We start from the raw sequence: 18835 nt of genomic DNA on the forward strand, positions 1-18835 counted from the left end.
AGCGGCCTGAAAAGTAAGCGTGTGCTTACCAACCAATTCAGACCGCCAGGGGTTGAAGTTACAGCTTCTTAAATGCTTACACGTTTGTAGGGGCGATATTCAGGACGCCAGAAGTTACGCTCTATACTGGACATCAATGCTTCCTCGGTCATCTCAAGGGCCAGATCCTGCTCCATTGCCACTCTGGCAACCGCGTAAGCAATTTGTCTGCTTAAATCCGCAATTTGGGTAAGCGGAGGCAGCAATTCACCTGTTCCGGTGTTCGCCATCGGTGACGCTGAAGCCAGTGCATTACTGGCCGCCATCAGCATCTCATCGCTAATCAGGCGGGCTTTGCTTGCAATTACGCCCAGCCCAATCCCCGGGAAGATATAACTGTTGTTACATTGTGCGATGGGATAAGTCTTACCTTTATACTCAACAGGCTTAAACGGACTGCCTGTGGCAATTACCACTTCGCCCTCTGTCCACTCAATAACCTGCTCGGGTCTTGCTTCAACCTGACGTGAGGGATTACTCAGCGGAAAGATAATCGGCAGTTCGCAGTTGAGCTTCATCGCTCTGACAACCTGTTCAGTGAATAGGCCTGGCTGACCGGATACACCAATTAGGACATCAGGCTTTGCACAGTTGACCACATCAAGCAGCGAGGCATATTCACCTGAAAAGGTCCAGTCCCCAATCTGTGACATCGGCGTGGCAAGCTTTGCCTGGAAGTCCCGCAGGTTCTCCATGCCTTCTGTCACCAAACCGTAACGATCAACCATAAAGACCTGTCGTCTGGCCTGTTCATCAGATAAGCCTTCGTGGCGCATTTGCTGAATCAACATTTCAGCAATACCGCAACCTGCAGAGCCTGCGCCGACAAACACGACATTTAAATCGGATAACTTTTGCTCTTTCATCCGGCATGCAGCCAGTATGGTGCCCAGGGTCACTGCGGCAGTACCCTGAATATCATCGTTGAAGCAGCAAATTTCATCGCGATAACGGTTTAGTAGCGGCATCGCATTAGGCTGGGCAAAATCCTCGAACTGAATCATCACGTCGGGCCAGCGGCGTTTGACGGCCTTAATGAACATATCGATAAATTCATCATAATCCTGCTGTCCGATACGCGGGTGGCGAGCGCCCATGTACATAGGATCGTTAAGCAGTTTTTCGTTATTGGTACCCACATCCAGCATAACCGGCAATGTGTAAGCCGGGCTGATTCCGCCACAGGCGGTATAAAGCGATAGCTTACCAATGGGTATCCCCATACCACCAATACCCTGGTCGCCCAGACCAAGAATGCGCTCACCGTCGGTAACGACAATCACTTTCACTTTGCGTTTAGTGGCATTACGCACAATATCATCTAACTGATGACGCTCTTCCCAGGAGACAAACAAGCCGCGTGAAGAGCGGTAGATATCAGAGAACTGCTCGCACGCATCGCCTACGGTAGGCGTGTAAATGATAGGCATCATCTCATCAATGTGACGCTGAACAAGGCGATAAAACAACGTTTCGTTATTATCCTGAATCGCGCGCAGATAGATGTGTTTGTTAAGCGGGTCATCAAACGTATTATATTGCATATACGCACGCTCAACCTGCTCCTCAATGGTTTCAAAGCGTGGCGGCAGCAACCCGGTAAGGTTAAATGAAGCGCGCTCTCTGGCAGTAAATGCACTGCCCTTGTTCAGCAGTGGTGTTTCTAGCAATGAAGGCCCGGAATGGGGAATATAAAGATATCGGTTATCGTCTTGTGACATTTTCTTTCCGAATGTTAGTTCAGGCAACAACACATCTGAGCCAGCTCAGGTACAAAAGTGAATTAAAATATTTCTTCTGGCTCAGGCGCGTTTTTCGTATCTTCTTGTGCAGGATCTACCACATCGTCGTCCCTTACATAGGATGACGGCTCAGTCCCTTTTTCGAAATACTCGAATAGTGTCGTATGGTCAGTGCGCCGGGTCAACTTTCCACTGGTACGATCAATGCGAACCCGGACAATATCTTCTGGTACCGGCAGCGCTTCTTCAGGCTTTCCTTCCAAGACGACTTTCATAAAGCGGATCCAGGCTGGCTGGGCGGCATGGGAGCCGCTTTCGCTGCCAATCATGGCATTACCAATCCAGTTGAACCGCTCAGGATTGCGATTAATAAGATTCTGATTGCGCGTGGCACGCCCCAAATTACGGTTCATGTCATCAAAGCCGACCCAGGCTGTAACCACCATATCTTTCTGGAATCCCGAGAACCAGGCATCTCTGGAATCGTTGGTGGTACCGGTTTTTCCGGCAAGATCATCACGCTGCAGCAGATTTTTCGCGCGCCACCCGGTTCCCATCCAGTACGTTTTCTTATTCCAGTTACCATTCGCCTGCACACCTGTGCGCATCATGTCCGCTACCAAAAATGCATTTTGTGCGCTGATAACCCGTGGGGCTGAGCGTTTGGGTGTTTCCATTTCAGATGCCCGCTGACTGGCCTCCAGCGCCATCGCCAATTGTGATTCCACATCCTGCTGTACTGATTCAATGCTTGGCTCATCACATTCATCACACGCCCAGACGGGATCTGCCTGCCACAGAACAGTATTTTGTTCATCCAGTACTCTGTCAATAAAGTGCGGCTTAACCAGATACCCGCCGTTAGCGATGGTGGCAATGCCTCTGGCTACTTCCAGTGGAGTGTGTGAGCCGGAACCTAATGCCAGCGTCTCGTCACGGGGAATATCTTCACGCTGAAAGCCAAAGCGCTCCAGATAAGTGGCAGTGTTGTCTAGCCCTACCCCACGCAGCAAGCGTACCGAGACCACGTTCTTAGACTTACCCAGCGCCATACGCATGCGAATAGGACCGTCGTATTCCGGTGGTGAGTTCTTAGGACGCCAGGCTACGCCTGTCGCCTGATTCCATTGATTAATTGGCGCATCGTTAATGATTGACGCTGTGGTATAGCCATTATTGAGCGCTGCAGAATAAACAAAAGGTTTGATGTTCGAACCCACCTGACGCTTAGCCTGCGTTGCCCGGTTAAACTGGCTTTGATAGAAACTGTAACCGCCCACTACCGCCTGCACAGCGCCATTTTTTGGATTCAACGCTACCAGGGCACCGCTCACAGCAGGCATTTGCGCCAGACGCCACTGCCCTTCCTGCTTGCGAATATAAATCACGGCACCTTCACGCAGAATATCGGCAGCCGACTCTGGCTCATCCCCCTGACGTGAATCCGTAATATAGGGCCGGGCCCAATCAATATTTTCCCACGTAAGCGTGCGGTTAGTTGCATCTGCATCCAGCACATCAACAGATTGCTCATTGACCGCAAGTACGACAGCGGGAACCAGTGGCGCGATACGCTCTACATCGCCAAGCGCACTGAGCATTTGCTTGTCAGTCCAGTCGTCTCTGGTCTTCTGTGAGAGAGGCTCGGTTTCTTCCACATCAACTGTGACTTGTTGCTGCTCATCTGATGCAGCCATCTGTGAATCTGCTATCTCGTTTTTGTCAGGACGATTCCACAGGTAATCGATGGGTCCGCGATAGCCGTGGCGCTCATCATAATCGTGAAGGTTTCTTACCACTGCATCCTGGGCCGCCTGTTGAATATCTGAAGGCGCGGTGGCATACACCTGATAACCGCCAGTTTCCGCCTCCTCCTTACCATACACCTCGACCATTTCGCTGTAGATTAGATCGGCAAGATACGGCGCGCTTATCTCTATCTCTGCGCCGTGTTTTTTGGCCGTTATTCCCTCATTAACAGCCTGGTCAAATTGCTGACGCGTAATAAGCTGCTCATCCAGCATTCGCAGTAATACAACGCGACGACGCGCTTTAGCGCGGTCGGGACGACTGATGGGATTAAGCACAGAAGGCGCTTTGGGTAAGCCCGCAATTGTAGCGATCTGTGCCAGATTCAGGTCCTGCAGAGACTTTCCGTAATATACCTGAGCAGCGGCACCGACACCGAACGCCCGATGGCCCAGTTCGACTTTATTGAGATACAGCTCAAGGATTTCCTCTTTAGATAAAAGCTGCTCCATGTGCCAGGCAATGAAAATTTCTTTTATCTTTCGGATATAGGTTTTTTCTCTGGTCAGGAAGAAGCCACGCGCCAACTGCATGGTCAGTGTACTGGCACCTTGTTGTTTCTCTCCGGTAATGAGCAGATTCAGCGCGGCCCGACCGATCCCGATAGGATCAATGCCCGAATGCTGATAAAAACGGCTGTCCTCGGTGGCTAGCACCGCATCAATCATTTGCTGCGGAACGTCCTCAAGTTTTACCGGGATCCGCCGTTTAACACCATACTGAGAGATTAATTTGCCGTCCTGCGTGTAAATACGCATAGGCGTTTGCAACCGAACATCCTTCAGAACAGTGACGCTGGGCAAGTCTGGTTTGATATAAAAATAGATACCGATCAACGCGGCAGAGCCGACGATCGCACCGATAAAGATAAGAATTAACAGGGATTTTAGAAACTTCACGGAGACTTCATTACCAAGGCCAAAATGCCCAATTGATTAATATTCTATACGTACGTGCTTTTATGAGAACCAAAATATTCAAAAAAAGTGCGTAAGATTCTAAATTAAAGCAGACCCCAAACTTTGGATCACCGGTTACTACCATGAAATCGTTGTTTAGGAAAAAGATGCCGTCTATTGTGGGCCTTGATATAGGCACTCGTCAAATTAAAGCGGTACTAATTGAAAAATCCGGCGACCAGTACAAACTGGCCGGTTTTGCCTGTGAGCTCATCAATAAAGAAGCATTCCAGGAACGTGAAATTCGTGATTTTGATGCGGTCGGCCTGGCGCTGAAAAAAGTGCAGAAGGCATTGAAAGTGAAAGGCAAGCAGGTGGCTATCGCCGTTTCTGGCAGCTCTGTTATAACCAAAGTTGTGCAGATGGAGCCCGATCAAAGTGACCTTGAGTTAGAAGGCCAGATTGAGATTGAGGCAGATAGTCTGATTCCTTACCCACTGGACGAAGTTTACCTCGACTTTGAAGAACTCGGCCCCAGCCAGAGCCATGCCGGAAAGGTCAATGTACTGCTTTCTGCAGCGCATAAAGACATGGTAGACAATCGCATCACGCTGGTACGCGAAGTCCCGTTTGAACCTAAAGTGGTGGATATTGAAGGGTACGCGCTGGGCAATGCGCTGACGCACTTCTATCCTGCTGAAGAGGACGAGCGCGTATGCTGTATGAATATCGGTGCCACCCTCCTACAGATGTGTGTCTGGCAAAACGGTGATGTGATTTATGCTAAAGAGCATAGCTTTGGTATGGGCATGCTGGTACAGGACATTTCTGTTATCCAGATGATGGACAAAGAAGAAGCTGAGCGTCAGCTGCTGGATAAAACGCTGACCGGTAATTGGCAGGAAGAAACATTGCCTATTTTTACCGCTAATCTGGTACAGCAAATCAACCGTGCTTTGCAGATGTACATGAGTACTTCGCACACTGAACGCCCTAAAAAGCTCTTGTTGTCAGGTGGTGGCGCGACACTGACCTCGCTGACGGATGCTTTACAGCAAGACCTCGGGCTGGAAATAGAAGTTTTTGACCCTTTTGCAGGGATGCAGATCAGCGAAAAAATCGACCCACAACGTCTTAAGAGTGTCACCCCGCAGCTTGCAATTGCCGCAGGGTTGGCCAGCCGGAGTTTCGACACATGGCACATGTAAACCTGCTTCCCTGGCGTGAACAGCAGCGCCAGTTACAAAAAAAGAATTATTTAGGCTTCCTTGCTTTGGTAGCGCTTACTATCGGGCTCATCTTCTGGGTGGCCGGCCAGACCATTGAACAACAAACACAGCACCAGAATGCGCGTAATACTTTTCTGACCCAGGAAATCGCTAAGCTGGATGCGCAGATTACTGAAATTCAGAAAATCAAAGAGAAAAAGTCTGCCATTGAACAACGCATGGCGCTGATTGGCCAGTTGCAGGTCAGCAGGAATGTGGCGCCGCGGGTATTCCACGAGCTGGCGCAGATTGTGCCGCCGGGCGTGTCTTTTAAAACCATGCAGCGTTCTGGAAACAGCATCACGATTGAAGGTATCAGTGAGTCAAATAACCGCCTGTCAGATTTTATGCGTCGCATTGAAAATTCTGAGGTGTTTTCTCACGGTGATTTATCGTCAATTATTGCCGATACTTCCGCAGCTGATGCGGTGAGTGGCTTTACCTTAACCTTTCAGATCAGCCCTGACGTTGCCCCTGTCCCGGCTGATACTACTGCCAAGAAGAGTTAGCCATGAAGTTTGATGTTAATAAACTAAAAGAGCTGAATGACCTGGATTTCGAGCAGGTTGCGATCTGGCCTAAGGAAATAAAAATTGTTGTTGCCGTATTTGTAGCAATCATCATTGCCGGAGTAAGTTACTGGTTTGTGGTCAAGCCTAAACTGCCAGTGCTTGAAGCGGCACAGAAAAAAGAAGCAGAGCTGAAAATGCAATTTGAAGCGAAATACCGGATTGCGGTCAATCTGGACGCTTACGAATCGCAACTGGCAAAAATTAAGCAGGATTTCTCGTCCATGCTGCGCTCTTTGCCCACCAGCAACGAAACCCCGGGCTTGCTGGACGATGTCACCTATGTCGGCACGTCTGCAGGATTAACATTTAAAGTGTTGAACTGGCAGCAAGAGATTCCAAAAGAGTTTTATACCGAGCTTCCCATTGAGATGGAAGTCAGCGGCGACTATCACAGTTTTGGTCAGTTTGCCTCCAAAGTGGCTGACTTGCCCCGTATCGTGACACTGCATAATTTCCGGCTTGAGCAACAGGATGAGCGACTGCAACTGCGTTTGCAGGCGAAAACCTACCGTACCGCACTCACCGGTGTTCAGGAGACAGACAATGAAGCTGAGTAATGTCATTTTTCCGTCACTTTGTGTTGGCCTGCTATCTGCATGTGCGCCCCAACTGGATGATTTAACGGCATATACTAATAAGGTCAAACAAAACACTCAGGTCCATATTGAGCCCTATCCGGAGTTCTCATCGCAACCTGCGTTTCAATATGACTCAACAGACCGCAGAAGCCCTTTTAAACGGCCCGTTGACAGAAGTGAACCGCTGGTTGCTAAAACGCAGTCAAATTGTCTGCAGCCAGATTATGATCGTCGCAAAGAGTCTCTCGAACAATATGGCCTTGATGCGCTGGCATATACCGGCAGCTTTAAAAGTAAGGGAACTGAATGGGTGTTGTTTAAAACTGCGGATGGCTCGCTTCTGAAGGGGACCCGGGGCAGTCGTATCGGCTTATTTTACGGCACGATAAAGTCTATTAACCGCCAGTCTGTAAAAATAGAACAGTTGCTTCCCGACGGTGCGGGATGTTGGCAGAGGGAAGAAACCACGTTGTCGCTGAATTCGACAGCAGGAGAAAATAATAATGTCTGAGCGATATATTTTTAATAAACGGTTAAACAGTACGCATCGCAGAAAGTGGATGCTTTTCACAGGCCTGATGGCGTTTTTCTTTGTCATGAACGGTATGCCTCTGGCCGGCGCGCAGGAACAGCCTGTTCTGCTGGATCCTTATGAAGATAGCGAAGCAGGTTTTAACAATATCCTGACCAATATCGATTTTACCCGCGCCAAAAATAACACTGCCGTCACATTGGTGTCGTTCGAAAATGACAAAGTCAGCCCGCAACTGGTTGAGTCTCAGGGTCAACTGACTGTGACATTGCCTGGTGTTGCGCTGGCAGAAGAGCAATTTGTTGAACTTGATGTCACGCAGTTCGGCACTGCCGTAACGCATATCGAAAGTTTTCAGGATGAAGAGTCTGCTCGTCTGGTTATTGACTATGTTGACCCGGTATTCGCGCGTCACACGATGACCGATGAAGGTCTGCGTATCGAAATTGAACCTATGAGCGAAGAGCAACAGGAAGCGCTGAACGAAAAATCAAAGTATACCGGTAAGCCTATCTCACTGGACTTTCAGGATGTGCCTGTTCGTCAGGTGCTACAGATAATTGCACAGGTCAATGATTTCAATCTGGTAACAACCGATACTGTAACCGGCAATGTTACGATTCAGCTTTCCGGTGTGCCCTGGGATCAGGCGCTGGACATGATCTTGCGTATCAAGGGGCTGGATAAGCGCCTTGACGGTAATATCTTACTGGTCGCTCCTTCTGAAGAGCTGGCTGCCCGCGAGACACAGCAGCTGCAGTCTGAACAGCAGGTAAAAGAACTGGCACCGATGCAAACTGCGAATATCACAGTTAATTACGCAAAAGCTCAGGAAATGGCGGCCATTCTTAAGTCTGAAAGTGGCGGCATTCTAAGTGAGCGTGGCTCGGTCAGTGTTGATGAAAGAACGAATACATTGCTGGTAAGAGATACTCAGGAGTCTATCGATCAGGCCAGGGCAACGGTCAATGCGCTGGACATTCCGGTGAAGCAGGTCCTTATCGAATCTCGCATGGTAACGGTTCGTGACAATGTCGGTGAAGAACTGGGTGTTCGCTGGGGCATCACTGATCGCGGTTCTGATGCGGCTGTATCGGGGTCACTGGAAGGTGCTGATACTGCCATCGGTGGTGGCGTGCCTGGCATAGACAGCCGACTGAATGTCAACCTGCCCGTTGCGGCTGCAGGTGCCGGTCGTATCGGTTTTCAGGTAGCCAGTCTGGTAGATGGCACCATTTTGGATCTGGAGCTTTCGGCACTGGAATCTGAGAATAAAGGTGAAATTATTGCCAGCCCGCGTATTACCGTAGCGAACCAGCGTGAAGCCTATATTGAACAGGGTACGGAAATTCCGTATGTACAGGCTACCTCGTCTGGCGCAACCTCTGTAGAGTTCAAAAAAGCCGTATTAAGCTTAAAAGTAACGCCACATATCACACCAGATAACCGCGTTATCCTGGATCTAGTTGTTACTCAGGATACGCGGGGTGAAACCGTATCAACGTCTACAGGCCCAGCGGTGGCCATTGATACCCAGGAGATAAAAACACAGGTTCTGGTGGAAAACGGCGAAACGGTTGTGCTGGGTGGTATTTTCCAGCAACTGAATACCGATGATATATCGAAAGTCCCATTATTCGGCGACCTGCCAGTGGTAGGTAACCTGTTCAAGAAAAGTTCTGAGATTTATCAAAAGCGTGAACTGCTTATCTTCGTGACACCCAAAATCGTCACCGAGACACTTTAAAACACGATAATGATTAAAAAGGCGTCATGAGACGCCTTTTTTTATGAATAAACGCTCCCTAACCCGCTGTTTTTCAAGCCTGCCGATTAAAACAACAACAAAACTTGCATCAGGACAGATGAAACTGAGATAATCCCGCTCTCGAAAATTAAGCGAGGTTCTAGAGTGGTGCTTATAAATCGAGATTTTAAGCACGCGTAAATGGGTAGGCTGAGAAGGTAAGAGACGCGCCGCCCTTAACATAATGAAAGTTGTGATATAAGCAAATATGGCTGAAAAACGTAATATCTTTTTGGTTGGCCCAATGGGTGCTGGCAAAAGTACCATTGGCAGACATCTGGCAGACGAACTTCACCTTGAATTTTTTGACTCGGATCAGGAAATCGAACGCCGCACTGGCGCTGACATTGCGTGGATTTTCGATTTAGAGGGTGAGGAAGGCTTTCGCAAACGCGAAGAAAACGTCATTTACGATCTTACCGACAAGCAGGGTATTGTGCTGGCAACCGGTGGCGGTTCAGTGATGAATAAAGACGTACGTAACCGTCTTTCTGCACGGGGTATCGTTGTATACCTGCAGACCACAATTGATAAACAGGTTGCTCGTACACAGCGTGACAAGCGCAGACCGCTACTCCAGCATGGAGAGCCTGAGACTGTACTTCGCGAGCTGGCCGAAGTGCGCAATCCGCTTTATGAAGAAGTCGCGGATTATGTTATCGATACAGATGACCAGTCTGCACGTGCGGTAGCTAACCAGATTGTCAGTAAAATCGATTTGTTTTAATTAACATCAGGAGTTGCGCTCATGTCGACGTTAACGGTGGATTTAAACGAGCGTAGTTATCCCATTGAAATAAAAGCCGGTCTGCTTGCGCAGACTGGCTTTTTTATGCCCTATATAAAAGGGCCGATGGCAGTGATCGTCACCAACGAGACCGTAGCGCCTTTATATCTGGATAAGGTTATCGCTGCCTGCGGCGATAAACAGGTTGAAACCATCGTTATCCCTGATGGTGAGCAATACAAGTCGCTGGCGCAGTATGAACATATCATGACGCGCCTGCTTGAACTTAATGCAGCCCGTGATACGACACTTGTCGCGTTGGGCGGCGGTGTTGTGGGTGATTTGTGTGGCTTTGTTGCCAGTACCTATCAACGTGGCATTCCCTTTATTCAGGTTCCGACGACCCTGTTGTCGCAAGTAGACTCGTCCGTAGGCGGCAAAACAGCTGTTAATCACCCGTTGGGTAAGAATATGATTGGCGCGTTTTATCAACCAGTGCTGGTCGCGATTGACGTTAACACGCTGCAAAGTCTTCCCCCCAGAGAGTTTGCTGCGGGCATGGCAGAGGTCATCAAATACGGCATCATCTATGATGCTGACTTTTTCTCACATCTTGAGCAAAAGGTCAGTGCACTTCGCTCGCTCAATGAAGAAGCGCTTATAGAGGTCATCTACCGGTGCTGCGCAATAAAAGCCGAGGTCGTCGCGCAGGATGAGCGCGAGGGTGGTTTGCGCGCTATTTTGAATCTGGGTCATACATTCGGACATGCCATAGAGGCTGAGCAGGGTTATGGCAACTGGCTTCACGGCGAAGCTGTTGCAGCAGGCATGGTGATGGCCTGTCAGGCGGCAGAGCAATTAGACTGGCTGAACGCCGCACAAACGGAGCGCGTCAGACAATTAATCGCTGCTTTCTCCTTGCCTGTGAAAGGGCCTGATTCGATGCATATTGATGCCTATCTGCCTCATATGCGTAGAGATAAAAAGGTAGAGGCCGGTCAACTTCGCTTCGTTATTCCAACGACTATTGGAAAGGCAGTGGTGACGCAGCAAGTCACACAGCAAATGTTAGAAGACATACTGGGCCGTTAATCGTTGTCGATAATTCCCCTTCCTGGTAAATGCTGATTACATGCAACAGGAAACCGGGCAGTTATCGACAGGCAAGTCTTTAGGGAGCGCGCGTGCAATCACCACTGCATGAACGACTGGAGTATCTGGTAACCTATTCCTCTCAGCTGATTTTTGTCAGCGGAGACTCTGTTGCCCAGCAGCAAAAGACTCTCGATGCCTTCGTTTTTAATCAAAACGACGATACGGACATTGCCTACCTGACAGCAAAACCTACTCTCGAACTTCATGATTATCGTAGACTGCTGTGTCAGCAATTACTGGGGCAACAAGTGGGAAGTTACGTTCGCCCACTTAATGAGCTGATGGCCGATTTAAATCAGCATCATGGTCCTGTCCTGATTACCATTACTCAGGCCGAGCATATGCCAGATGCACTACTTCAGGAGTTATGGGATCTGGTTTTACAAAGCCGGTTTGCCAGCAACAAACAACACCTCAATGTTCTGTTGTTTGGTCAGTCGGACTGGGCAGAACAGGCAAAACAGTGGCTTCCGGCCAAGAACACCAATACGCCCTTACTTATCTCCAGTCAGTCAGTCATGGCCCAACAGGTGGGTTCTGAGCTGGACCAGCTTATCAGCCAGCGCCGCCAGGCATTTCAGGCCAGACTGGATGAACGTAGCGCCGCACAGCACACGGTTTCACAAAACCGGTTGAAGTCTCCCTGGTTCTGGGGCATTGCCGTTTTGCTTTTCTTATTGTGTTTCACTGCACTCATCGCCTGGCAATATTCCAGCGAGCTGGAAGCATTATTTTCACCGATAGAAAAGGAAGCCGCAGAGGATAAAGCCCCCTTACCCACACCCGGTAGTGCTTACCGCGAGTTGGTCGAACAACAACCGGCGGATGTAAATGATGAAACATTGAACAAAGCGGATTCATCCGAATCGATACCGGAAGCTGGCAAATCACAAGCTGACACGTCTTCGGCTACGACTGATGATGTCACAAGCGCGCAAGCCAGAATTACCGACTGGCAAAGTGCCGTGCAGCAGATGAACGAAAAGCGCATGAGCCGGGATAATGAGGTGTCCGCCGCCCAGGATAACACCGTCAAAGAAAAACCGAGCGATGTAGAGGCCGACGTTAAACCTGTGCCTGTTATCGATGCAGAGTTTGCCACATCAATGATTCAACGGGCTCGCGAAGCAAATACAGCGATTACTGCGAATACAGCGAATACAACTGCACCAGAATCGAAAACAGACGCGTCAGATACCCTGGATAACCAGACACTTTTATCACTGCTCACCCCTAAGGACTATGTTATTCAACTTGCTGGACTGAAAGATGCGCCGCTTCTGCGCGACTTTATCAATGACCACAAGCTTGAGGACAAAGTATGGATATATCAGACACAGCGATATGGTGGGCCCTGGTACGTACTGTTATTTAAACAGCCATTTGGCTCAGTTACCGAGGCACGTCAGGCGATGTCGCTGTTGCCGGAATATCCCGGAAAAAGTAATGCCTTTGTTAAAGCCGCAGACCAGGTACTTGCTGAAATAAAGGACAACTCCTAGCCTTTCCTTTTTCTTACTTTACAAATGCTTGCCCCCTCGTACGGTTTGATTTGCAGAAAACATGATCAAACAACAATAGCCTAATGTATAAGTACTATCTCATTAACCCGGCTATCTCACAGATGTTGAAAACATTGTTTGGGAAAATTCAGGAATGTCCCGATTTAGACAATTAACCTCATGCAAAAATATTCTCAATTAATTACACGCCCCGGTAAGATGCAATATGGCATCCTGATTATTCTGGCGATCACTGTGCTTGGTGGTTCGGCGTGGGCTTTGGTTAAGGCACAGCAGCCGGGTGCACAATCAATTGGTTTTCTTGGTGCTTACGGTACTGCAATTTTTATTCTGGAAGCTATCTCAGCCATTTTACTTTATGCACATTTTCGTCGCACGGGCATGCTGACATTTGGCATTTTATCTATGGCGTATTTGTGGGTCGCGTTACTGGCACCGTTTCAGGTCGGACTTCTCACCGATAACCTGGAAACATTTTCACTCATAACCGCTTCTACCGGTGATGCAGCATGGCTTTGGATTGCCTGGCACTTAGGCTTTCCCATCATTATTACGGCGGGTATGCTGGTCGATGGCTCCTACCCTATTGTTACCAAACGGGTCTGGCGATGGACACTTGCGCTTTTCGGCACAGAGCTCTTGGTTATTGGTGGTATCATTGCCGCCACGCTTCTGTCATGGGTTGAGCTCCCCCCGTTGATTTCAGAAAGTCGTGCTTATTCTGATTCTTTATCTCTTATCTATGGCCCGGCGGTGATGTTTTGTTGCGCACTGGCCCTCACCGTTGTTGTCGTAAAAGGTAAGTTCGAGAATGAGATTTATGCCTGGTTGTCGCTGGCTATGCTTGCTGCATTGTGCGAGGCCATCCTGTCAATATATTCCGGTGCCAGGTTTAGCTACGGCTGGTATGCCGCCAGGGTCCTGAGCCTTGTGTCATCGGCAGCCGTAGTCGTCAGCTTACTAATAGAAAATATTCACCTGCAACACAAGGTAGTTAAACAAAACCAGACACTGAAGCGAATGGCGACAATGGACGAATTGTCTGGCCTATCAAATCGCCGGGAACTGGATGAACGTCTCAAAGCTGAGATTAAACGGGCGATGCGCGACAGAACCACAATCAGTATGATTCTGCTGGATATCGATAAATTCAAACAGTTTAATGATACCCACGGCCATCTGATTGGGGATCTGTGTTTAAAGCATGTCGCTAAATGTTTACAAAGAAACATTCTGCGCCATACTGATTTAGCCGCGCGTTATGGTGGCGAAGAGTTTGCTATTCTGTTGCCTAATACCAGTGAGAATGACGCATTTGATTTGGCTGAACACATTCGCAAAACTATCGCCTACTCACCCATCGTGATGGAAGATGGCAAAATGTTATCCGTCACCGCCAGCTTCGGTATTGCGTCGCTCGTTCCCAGTCAGGCAGAAGATGTCACAGAACTGTTGAGCATTGCTGATGCTTCCTTGTACAGCGCAAAAAGAGCGGGACGAAATTGCGTACAGCGCCCTTCCCAGTCATGGCACGCCAGTCGCGATGCGCTGGAAAAGAAAGTCTCTTCCAACACCCACTACCTGCGTGGAAGAACCGTGCAATCAGGACATAAACGCTAGCATTACAATCACAAATAATGGCTATTTTGCTGATAGTTCGTATTGTTGGTTGTCGCGATCGATGATGCCGGATACAATCACTTAACTGGGTATTGTGTTGGTCTGCTTCGTCTGACTTTTTAGCGCTACACCTGCCAAATAATAACAGTCCATATCAAATTGAAGCACACCTGTAGCTTCGACTGCGTGTAGGTATTAATCAATCAGCATGACGCAAAAGAAAAACCGGGCCTTTTTGAAGTGGGCCGGGGGTAAGTACAGTCTGGTAGAGCACATTAATGCGAAGTTACCGCAAGCTAACAAACTCATAGAGCCTTTTGTTGGTGCTGGCTCGGTGTTTTTAAATACCGACTACAAGCGGTATCTGCTCAACGACATTAATCCTGATCTGATTAACCTGTATAACTTGCTCAAAGCCCAACCAGATGCACTGGTATTTGATACCCAGCGTTATTTCACTGCAGCTTACAATTGTGAAGATGCGTACTACGCTCTGCGGGAAGAATTTAACCATACCAGTGATGAATATCATCGCGCGGTACTCTTCGTCTACCTGAACCGTCACGGTTATAATGGGTTGTGTCGGTACAGCCTGGGCGGCAGGTTTAACGTTCCATTCGGACGCTACAAAAAACCTTATTTCCCGGCGGAAGAAATGTACCGGTTTGCTGAGAAAGCACAACAAGCCACCTTTACCTGTCTGCCCTTTGAAAAAGTGTTTTCCCGGGCACGCAAGGGCAATGTTATTTATTGCGACCCGCCCTATGCCCCCATCAGTAAGACAGCCGCATTCACAAGTTATGCTACCCGTGGGTTTGGCATGGATGCGCAATCAAAGCTGGCATCGCTGGCGCACAAAACCTCAACACGGCGGGGCATACCTGTTTTGATTTCCAATCATGACTTACCGGTTATCAGAACAATGTATCAGGGCGCATCAATCTCGATGCTGTCGGTAAAACGCTCTATCAGTCAAAAGGGTGCGTTACGCAAACCAGCAGCCGAGGTTCTGGCTTATTTTTCGCCCCCCGATATGGCTCGTGCACTCTGATCAATAACTATTCGCTGGTGATGAAGAGAACCAGCGCCATCAACCCTCCCACCAGCAACGCCGTAACGATAATACCGGTGATAATGTAAGGAAGGGGTGACTTTTCTGAGAAATCCCGTTGATAGTTTTGCTGACTTTGCACGCCAAAGGCGCTCGCCAGGACACTTAAAATCACTGAGATAATTCGTGGACGCGATTTGTCTGACTGACTAATTGCCCTGACCAGAAAAACGGCCATCTGATTCGCCGCCATAGAGAAGCTCCAACAAATCGAAGAAGTGGAACTGAAAAGAAAGTGATTTGCCGGAAGCCCAAGCTCGCCAGCTAATCTGCATTTGTGACCCGCACTCGCTATCAACCTGCTCAGTATTCATACCTGCGGTGATTTTCTGACGGCATTGCTCTGCCTGATCCAGCGCACTGACAGAGGCTAACATCCATAAACCTGCTGTTACACTTCCCAGAGCAGCCAGCGTTTTTACCTTTTCCCTGATAAACATGATGGGCTCGTAGACTAAAATTTAACCTCATTATAATACGCTGGCAAAAATGAACAAGCTGATCTTTTGTTCGAATACAAAAAAAGCCGGTGTGCAGAATCTCTGCTCACCGACTTGCTGGTAAAGCTTGGTTAAAGCTGGAAGTCTATCGCGTACGAGACAACAAATTTAATCTCGTCATTGTCATACGCGCCGCCTGCTGCCGGCTCATCAGAGTCCATATCGGTACCGGTAATGGCAAAGCCAAACCCATCTTTAGACAACGACACAGCCCAGTCAACATAGCTATCGGTTAAACCGTTGAATGCTTCAGCGAAATCACCTTGATGATGACCCACATGTAAGCCTAGTTCAGTACCGTTCATGATCGGCATCGCGTAATCCAATGAGACATAGGTAGCTTTACCAAATCCGAAATCCTGACCAGGCGCTTCATCAGCTTCTGTATTGGCCAGAACATAGAGACTCAGGCTCAGCGCATCGTAGCCGACTGTGCCGTAGATCTCCCCGAAATCAAATTCGGCTTCAGCATCATAATTGTAATAAAGATAACCGACATCATAAGTGAAGCCTTCTGCTTCACCTGCAAAGCCTGCATACAGATCGTGCTCGTAAGAATACACATCATCCGCACCATACTGGACATTCGATGCCCAAGTGCCGGCATAAAAGCCACTTTCATGCGCATAGTCGATACCGCCCTGCACTGCAGCCTCATTGGTTGTCTGAGTGAGACCGCGCCAAATGTAGTTATTAGTGACGCTGACATTCGCCGTCAGTTCATCTGCATGGCTGGGGGCGGCCACCAAACCTGCGGCAATAAGACTGGCAACGACTGGTGCTAGCAATGACTTTCTCATGTGTGTTCTCCAAATTTCGATAAGTCGATAATAATTAAGTTTTTTCTGTCTATTTTTATTGTTGGCATGACTCAACGCAAAAGCGGTGCCCGTGCGTCGCAGAGATGGAGATTCCACCAAAAGAAATGCATAACTAGTTGTTTAAAATGAATAAATATTTTATTTATTCAGGGAGGATTTTGAGTTTTCAGCATGTATAAAAAGATGCTTATGCACCATAAGAAAGCAAGCTTTGTGCAACTGCACAAATTGTGCGCAAACCACCCGATTGAAGTGAAAGATGTGGTAAATCTGCTTCTTACATGACGACATGGTGAAAATGCGGTAGTCTGTGACTCCTTTGCATGCCCCCTGAAAGCACGGCATCTGACCCCACTGTGCCGGTGCTGCGTATCAGGTCACGTTTGAGTACTGAGGAAAAAAGCATGTCTGACTTTTTGATTGCACCATCTATCCTTTCTGCCGATTTTGCGCGTCTTGGCGAAGAGGTAGATGCTGTGCTCGCAGCAGGGGCTGATATTGTCCACTTTGATGTGATGGATAATCATTATGTGCCCAACCTGACTATTGGCCCGATGGTCTGCAAAGCGTTGCGGGACTATGGCGTTACTGCGCCCATCGATGTGCATCTGATGGTTGAGCCGGTAGACGACATGATAGAAAAGTTCGCCGAAGCCGGTGCCAGTTATATCAGTTTTCATCCTGAGGCGTCAGCCCACGTGGATCGCTCAATTCAGGCGATTATCGATGCGGGCTGTCAGCCAGGATTAGTCCTTAATCCAGCGACGCCGTTGCACTATCTTGATTACACGTTGGAGAAGCTGCATCACGTACTGATTATGTCAGTGAATCCGGGGTTTGGTGGGCAGCAGTTTCTGGATTCAACTTATGATAAACTGCGCGACGTTAAACGCCGCATCGATCAAAGCGGCAAAAATATTCGAATTGAAATTGACGGTGGCGTAAAAGTGGATAACATTCGTGCCGTAGCTGAAGCTGGCGCAGACATGTTCGTCGCCGGTTCAGCCATTTTCAATGCGCCAGACTACAAGGCTGTTATCGATAAGATGCGCAACGAGCTAAGTCAGATAGCGCGATAAGTTTTATATTCTTTATTAGTGTCAGGAACCATCATGAGTCATAAACCTGTTGTTTTAAGCGGCTGCCAGCCTTCAGGGCAGTTAACCATCGGCAATTACATGGGCGCACTGAAACAGTGGGTATCAATGCAGGACGACTTTGAGTGCCTGTACATGCTGGTTGACCTGCACGCAATCACTGTTCGTCAGGATCCTAAAAATCTTTACGAGGCTTGTCTGGATGGGTTGGCTTTATACCTGGCCTGCGGCATTGACCCCGATAAAAGCACGCTGTTTATGCAGTCACATGTGCCTGAACATGCCCAGCTTTCCTGGGTGCTGAATTGTTATGCACAGATGGGCGAGCTCAACCGCATGACCCAGTTTAAAGACAAGTCAGCAAAGAATATAAACAATATCAATGTCGGCTTATACGCTTACCCGGTATTACAGGCAGCCGATATTTTATTGTATCAGGCAGATAAGGTTCCGGTGGGTGAGGACCAGAAGCAGCATCTCGAACTGACTCGTGACATCGCAACGCGGTTCAACAATTTATATAGCGGTGATGTTTTCACCCTGCCCGACCCGTATATTCCGGAATTTGGTGCCCGCATAATGAGCCTGCAGGAACCAGATCGTAAAATGTCTAAATCTGACACCAACCCGAACAATTTTATCGGGTTGCTGGAAGAGCCTAAAAAGCTGACCAAGAAAATTAAGCGGGCCGTGACGGATTCTGACGAGCAAGCCAGAATTTATTTTAATCCGGAAGAGAAGCCCGGCGTGTCAAACCTGCTTACGCTGCTTTCACTGGCAACGGGTAAGTCAATCGACGCGCTGGTACCCGAATACGAAGATAAGATGTACGGTCATTTAAAAGGCGATGTTGCGGACGCCGTTGTCGCACTGGTTGAGCCTATTCAACAGAAGTTCCACACGTTAAGAAATGACCGTGCCTATCTGGACAGTGTCATGAAAGACGGCGCGGCCAAAGCCTCTGAAAAAGCCAGTGTAACGTTGCAAAAGGTTTACGAAGCAGTAGGTTTTATCGCCAAACCATAGCGTGCCTTT

17 protein-coding genes are annotated in these 18835 nt (G+C 48.5%); 12 read left to right on the forward strand and 5 right to left on the reverse strand.

Annotated elements, in window-relative coordinates:
- Positions 1–68: 68 nt before the first annotated feature.
- Positions 69–1760, reverse strand: a complete 1692-nt coding sequence (locus tag HHX48_RS13835; RefSeq protein WP_191026021.1) for an NAD-dependent malic enzyme — start codon at positions 1758–1760, stop codon at positions 69–71.
- 62 nt (positions 1761–1822) lie between these two features.
- A complete protein-coding gene (locus HHX48_RS13840; RefSeq protein WP_191026022.1) occupies positions 1823–4489 on the reverse strand; it encodes a penicillin-binding protein 1A in 2667 nt (888 codons plus the stop codon).
- Between the two features lie 143 nt (positions 4490–4632).
- Between HHX48_RS13840 and pilM the strand changes: the two genes are divergently transcribed.
- The 10 genes from pilM (at position 4633) to HHX48_RS13890 (ending at position 15322) form a co-directional block, all read left to right on the forward strand.
- Positions 4633–5697 carry a type IV pilus biogenesis protein PilM gene (gene pilM, locus HHX48_RS13845; RefSeq protein WP_191026023.1) on the forward strand — a complete coding sequence of 355 codons (1065 nt, stop codon included), beginning with the start codon at positions 4633–4635 and terminating at the stop codon, positions 5695–5697.
- Positions 5685–6266, forward strand: coding sequence for a PilN domain-containing protein (locus HHX48_RS13850; RefSeq protein WP_191026024.1), 582 nt, complete (start codon positions 5685–5687; stop codon positions 6264–6266). Before pilM ends, HHX48_RS13850 begins: the two co-directional genes overlap by 13 nt.
- Before the next feature lie 2 nt (positions 6267–6268).
- Positions 6269–6886, forward strand: a complete 618-nt coding sequence (gene pilO / locus HHX48_RS13855) for a type IV pilus inner membrane component PilO (protein WP_191026025.1) — start codon at positions 6269–6271, stop codon at positions 6884–6886.
- Positions 6873–7418, forward strand: coding sequence for a pilus assembly protein PilP (locus tag HHX48_RS13860; RefSeq protein WP_191026026.1), 546 nt, complete (start codon positions 6873–6875; stop codon positions 7416–7418). The genes pilO and HHX48_RS13860 overlap by 14 nt, the downstream gene beginning before the upstream one ends.
- Positions 7411–9186 carry a type IV pilus secretin PilQ gene (locus HHX48_RS13865; protein ID WP_191026027.1) on the forward strand — a complete coding sequence of 592 codons (1776 nt, stop codon included), beginning with the start codon at positions 7411–7413 and terminating at the stop codon, positions 9184–9186. Before HHX48_RS13860 ends, HHX48_RS13865 begins: the two co-directional genes overlap by 8 nt.
- Positions 9187–9454: 268 nt before the next feature.
- The gene (aroK, locus tag HHX48_RS13870) at positions 9455–9973 is read left to right on the forward strand and encodes a shikimate kinase AroK (protein WP_191026028.1); all 519 of its coding nucleotides are present in this window, start codon (positions 9455–9457) and stop codon (positions 9971–9973) included.
- Between the two features lie 21 nt (positions 9974–9994).
- Positions 9995–11065 carry a 3-dehydroquinate synthase gene (aroB, locus tag HHX48_RS13875; protein WP_191026029.1) on the forward strand — a complete coding sequence of 357 codons (1071 nt, stop codon included), beginning with the start codon at positions 9995–9997 and terminating at the stop codon, positions 11063–11065.
- A gap of 92 nt (positions 11066–11157) precedes the next feature.
- Positions 11158–12630, forward strand: coding sequence for an SPOR domain-containing protein (locus tag HHX48_RS13880; RefSeq protein WP_191026030.1), 1473 nt, complete (start codon positions 11158–11160; stop codon positions 12628–12630).
- Between the two features lie 180 nt (positions 12631–12810).
- On the forward strand, positions 12811–14271 hold the full coding sequence (locus HHX48_RS13885) for a sensor domain-containing diguanylate cyclase (protein ID WP_191026031.1): 1461 nt from the start codon (positions 12811–12813) through the stop codon (positions 14269–14271).
- 208 nt (positions 14272–14479) lie between these two features.
- Positions 14480–15322 carry a Dam family site-specific DNA-(adenine-N6)-methyltransferase gene (locus HHX48_RS13890; protein WP_191026032.1) on the forward strand — a complete coding sequence of 281 codons (843 nt, stop codon included), beginning with the start codon at positions 14480–14482 and terminating at the stop codon, positions 15320–15322.
- A gap of 7 nt (positions 15323–15329) precedes the next feature.
- Here HHX48_RS13890 and HHX48_RS13895 read toward each other — a convergent pair whose 3' ends face one another.
- The 3 genes from HHX48_RS13895 to HHX48_RS13905 all read right to left on the reverse strand — a co-directional run bounded on the left by HHX48_RS13895 (position 15330) and on the right by HHX48_RS13905 (position 16682).
- On the reverse strand, positions 15330–15560 hold the full coding sequence (locus HHX48_RS13895; RefSeq protein WP_191026033.1) for a DUF2970 domain-containing protein: 231 nt from the start codon (positions 15558–15560) through the stop codon (positions 15330–15332).
- Positions 15532–15759, reverse strand: coding sequence for a hypothetical protein (locus tag HHX48_RS13900; protein ID WP_191026034.1), 228 nt, complete (start codon positions 15757–15759; stop codon positions 15532–15534). Before HHX48_RS13900 ends, HHX48_RS13895 begins: the two co-directional genes overlap by 29 nt.
- Positions 15760–15953: 194 nt before the next feature.
- Positions 15954–16682 carry a TorF family putative porin gene (locus tag HHX48_RS13905; protein WP_191026035.1) on the reverse strand — a complete coding sequence of 243 codons (729 nt, stop codon included), beginning with the start codon at positions 16680–16682 and terminating at the stop codon, positions 15954–15956.
- A gap of 425 nt (positions 16683–17107) precedes the next feature.
- Between HHX48_RS13905 and rpe the strand changes: the two genes are divergently transcribed.
- The gene (gene rpe / locus HHX48_RS13910) at positions 17108–17782 is read left to right on the forward strand and encodes a ribulose-phosphate 3-epimerase (RefSeq protein ID WP_191026036.1); all 675 of its coding nucleotides are present in this window, start codon (positions 17108–17110) and stop codon (positions 17780–17782) included.
- Between the two features lie 33 nt (positions 17783–17815).
- Entirely contained in the window at positions 17816–18826 is a 1011-nt protein-coding gene (trpS, locus tag HHX48_RS13915) for a tryptophan--tRNA ligase (protein WP_191026037.1), read from the forward strand.
- Positions 18827–18835 lie beyond the last annotated feature (9 nt).

Source organism: Salinimonas profundi (assembly GCF_014750655.1).
Lineage (GTDB): Bacteria > Pseudomonadota > Gammaproteobacteria > Enterobacterales > Alteromonadaceae > Alteromonas > Alteromonas profundi_A.

Excerpts from the sequence above, each read along its gene's own strand:
- HHX48_RS13835 (WP_191026021.1), bottom strand. The coding sequence starts at position 1,760 with ATGTCACAAGACGATAACCGATATCTTTATATTCCCCATTCCGGGCCT.
- pilM (WP_191026023.1), top strand. The coding sequence starts at position 4,633 with ATGAAATCGTTGTTTAGGAAAAAGATGCCGTCTATTGTGGGCCTTGAT.
- HHX48_RS13850 (WP_191026024.1), top strand. The coding sequence starts at position 5,685 with ATGGCACATGTAAACCTGCTTCCCTGGCGTGAACAGCAGCGCCAGTTA.
- pilO (WP_191026025.1), top strand. The coding sequence starts at position 6,269 with ATGAAGTTTGATGTTAATAAACTAAAAGAGCTGAATGACCTGGATTTC.
- HHX48_RS13860 (WP_191026026.1), top strand. The coding sequence starts at position 6,873 with ATGAAGCTGAGTAATGTCATTTTTCCGTCACTTTGTGTTGGCCTGCTA.
- HHX48_RS13865 (WP_191026027.1), top strand. The coding sequence starts at position 7,411 with ATGTCTGAGCGATATATTTTTAATAAACGGTTAAACAGTACGCATCGC.
- aroK (WP_191026028.1), top strand. The coding sequence starts at position 9,455 with ATGGCTGAAAAACGTAATATCTTTTTGGTTGGCCCAATGGGTGCTGGC.
- aroB (WP_191026029.1), top strand. The coding sequence starts at position 9,995 with ATGTCGACGTTAACGGTGGATTTAAACGAGCGTAGTTATCCCATTGAA.
- HHX48_RS13885 (WP_191026031.1), top strand. The coding sequence starts at position 12,811 with ATGCAAAAATATTCTCAATTAATTACACGCCCCGGTAAGATGCAATAT.
- HHX48_RS13890 (WP_191026032.1), top strand. The coding sequence starts at position 14,480 with ATGACGCAAAAGAAAAACCGGGCCTTTTTGAAGTGGGCCGGGGGTAAG.
- HHX48_RS13895 (WP_191026033.1), bottom strand. The coding sequence starts at position 15,560 with ATGGCCGTTTTTCTGGTCAGGGCAATTAGTCAGTCAGACAAATCGCGT.
- HHX48_RS13900 (WP_191026034.1), bottom strand. The coding sequence starts at position 15,759 with ATGTTAGCCTCTGTCAGTGCGCTGGATCAGGCAGAGCAATGCCGTCAG.
- HHX48_RS13905 (WP_191026035.1), bottom strand. The coding sequence starts at position 16,682 with ATGAGAAAGTCATTGCTAGCACCAGTCGTTGCCAGTCTTATTGCCGCA.
- rpe (WP_191026036.1), top strand. The coding sequence starts at position 17,108 with ATGTCTGACTTTTTGATTGCACCATCTATCCTTTCTGCCGATTTTGCG.
- trpS (WP_191026037.1), top strand. The coding sequence starts at position 17,816 with ATGAGTCATAAACCTGTTGTTTTAAGCGGCTGCCAGCCTTCAGGGCAG.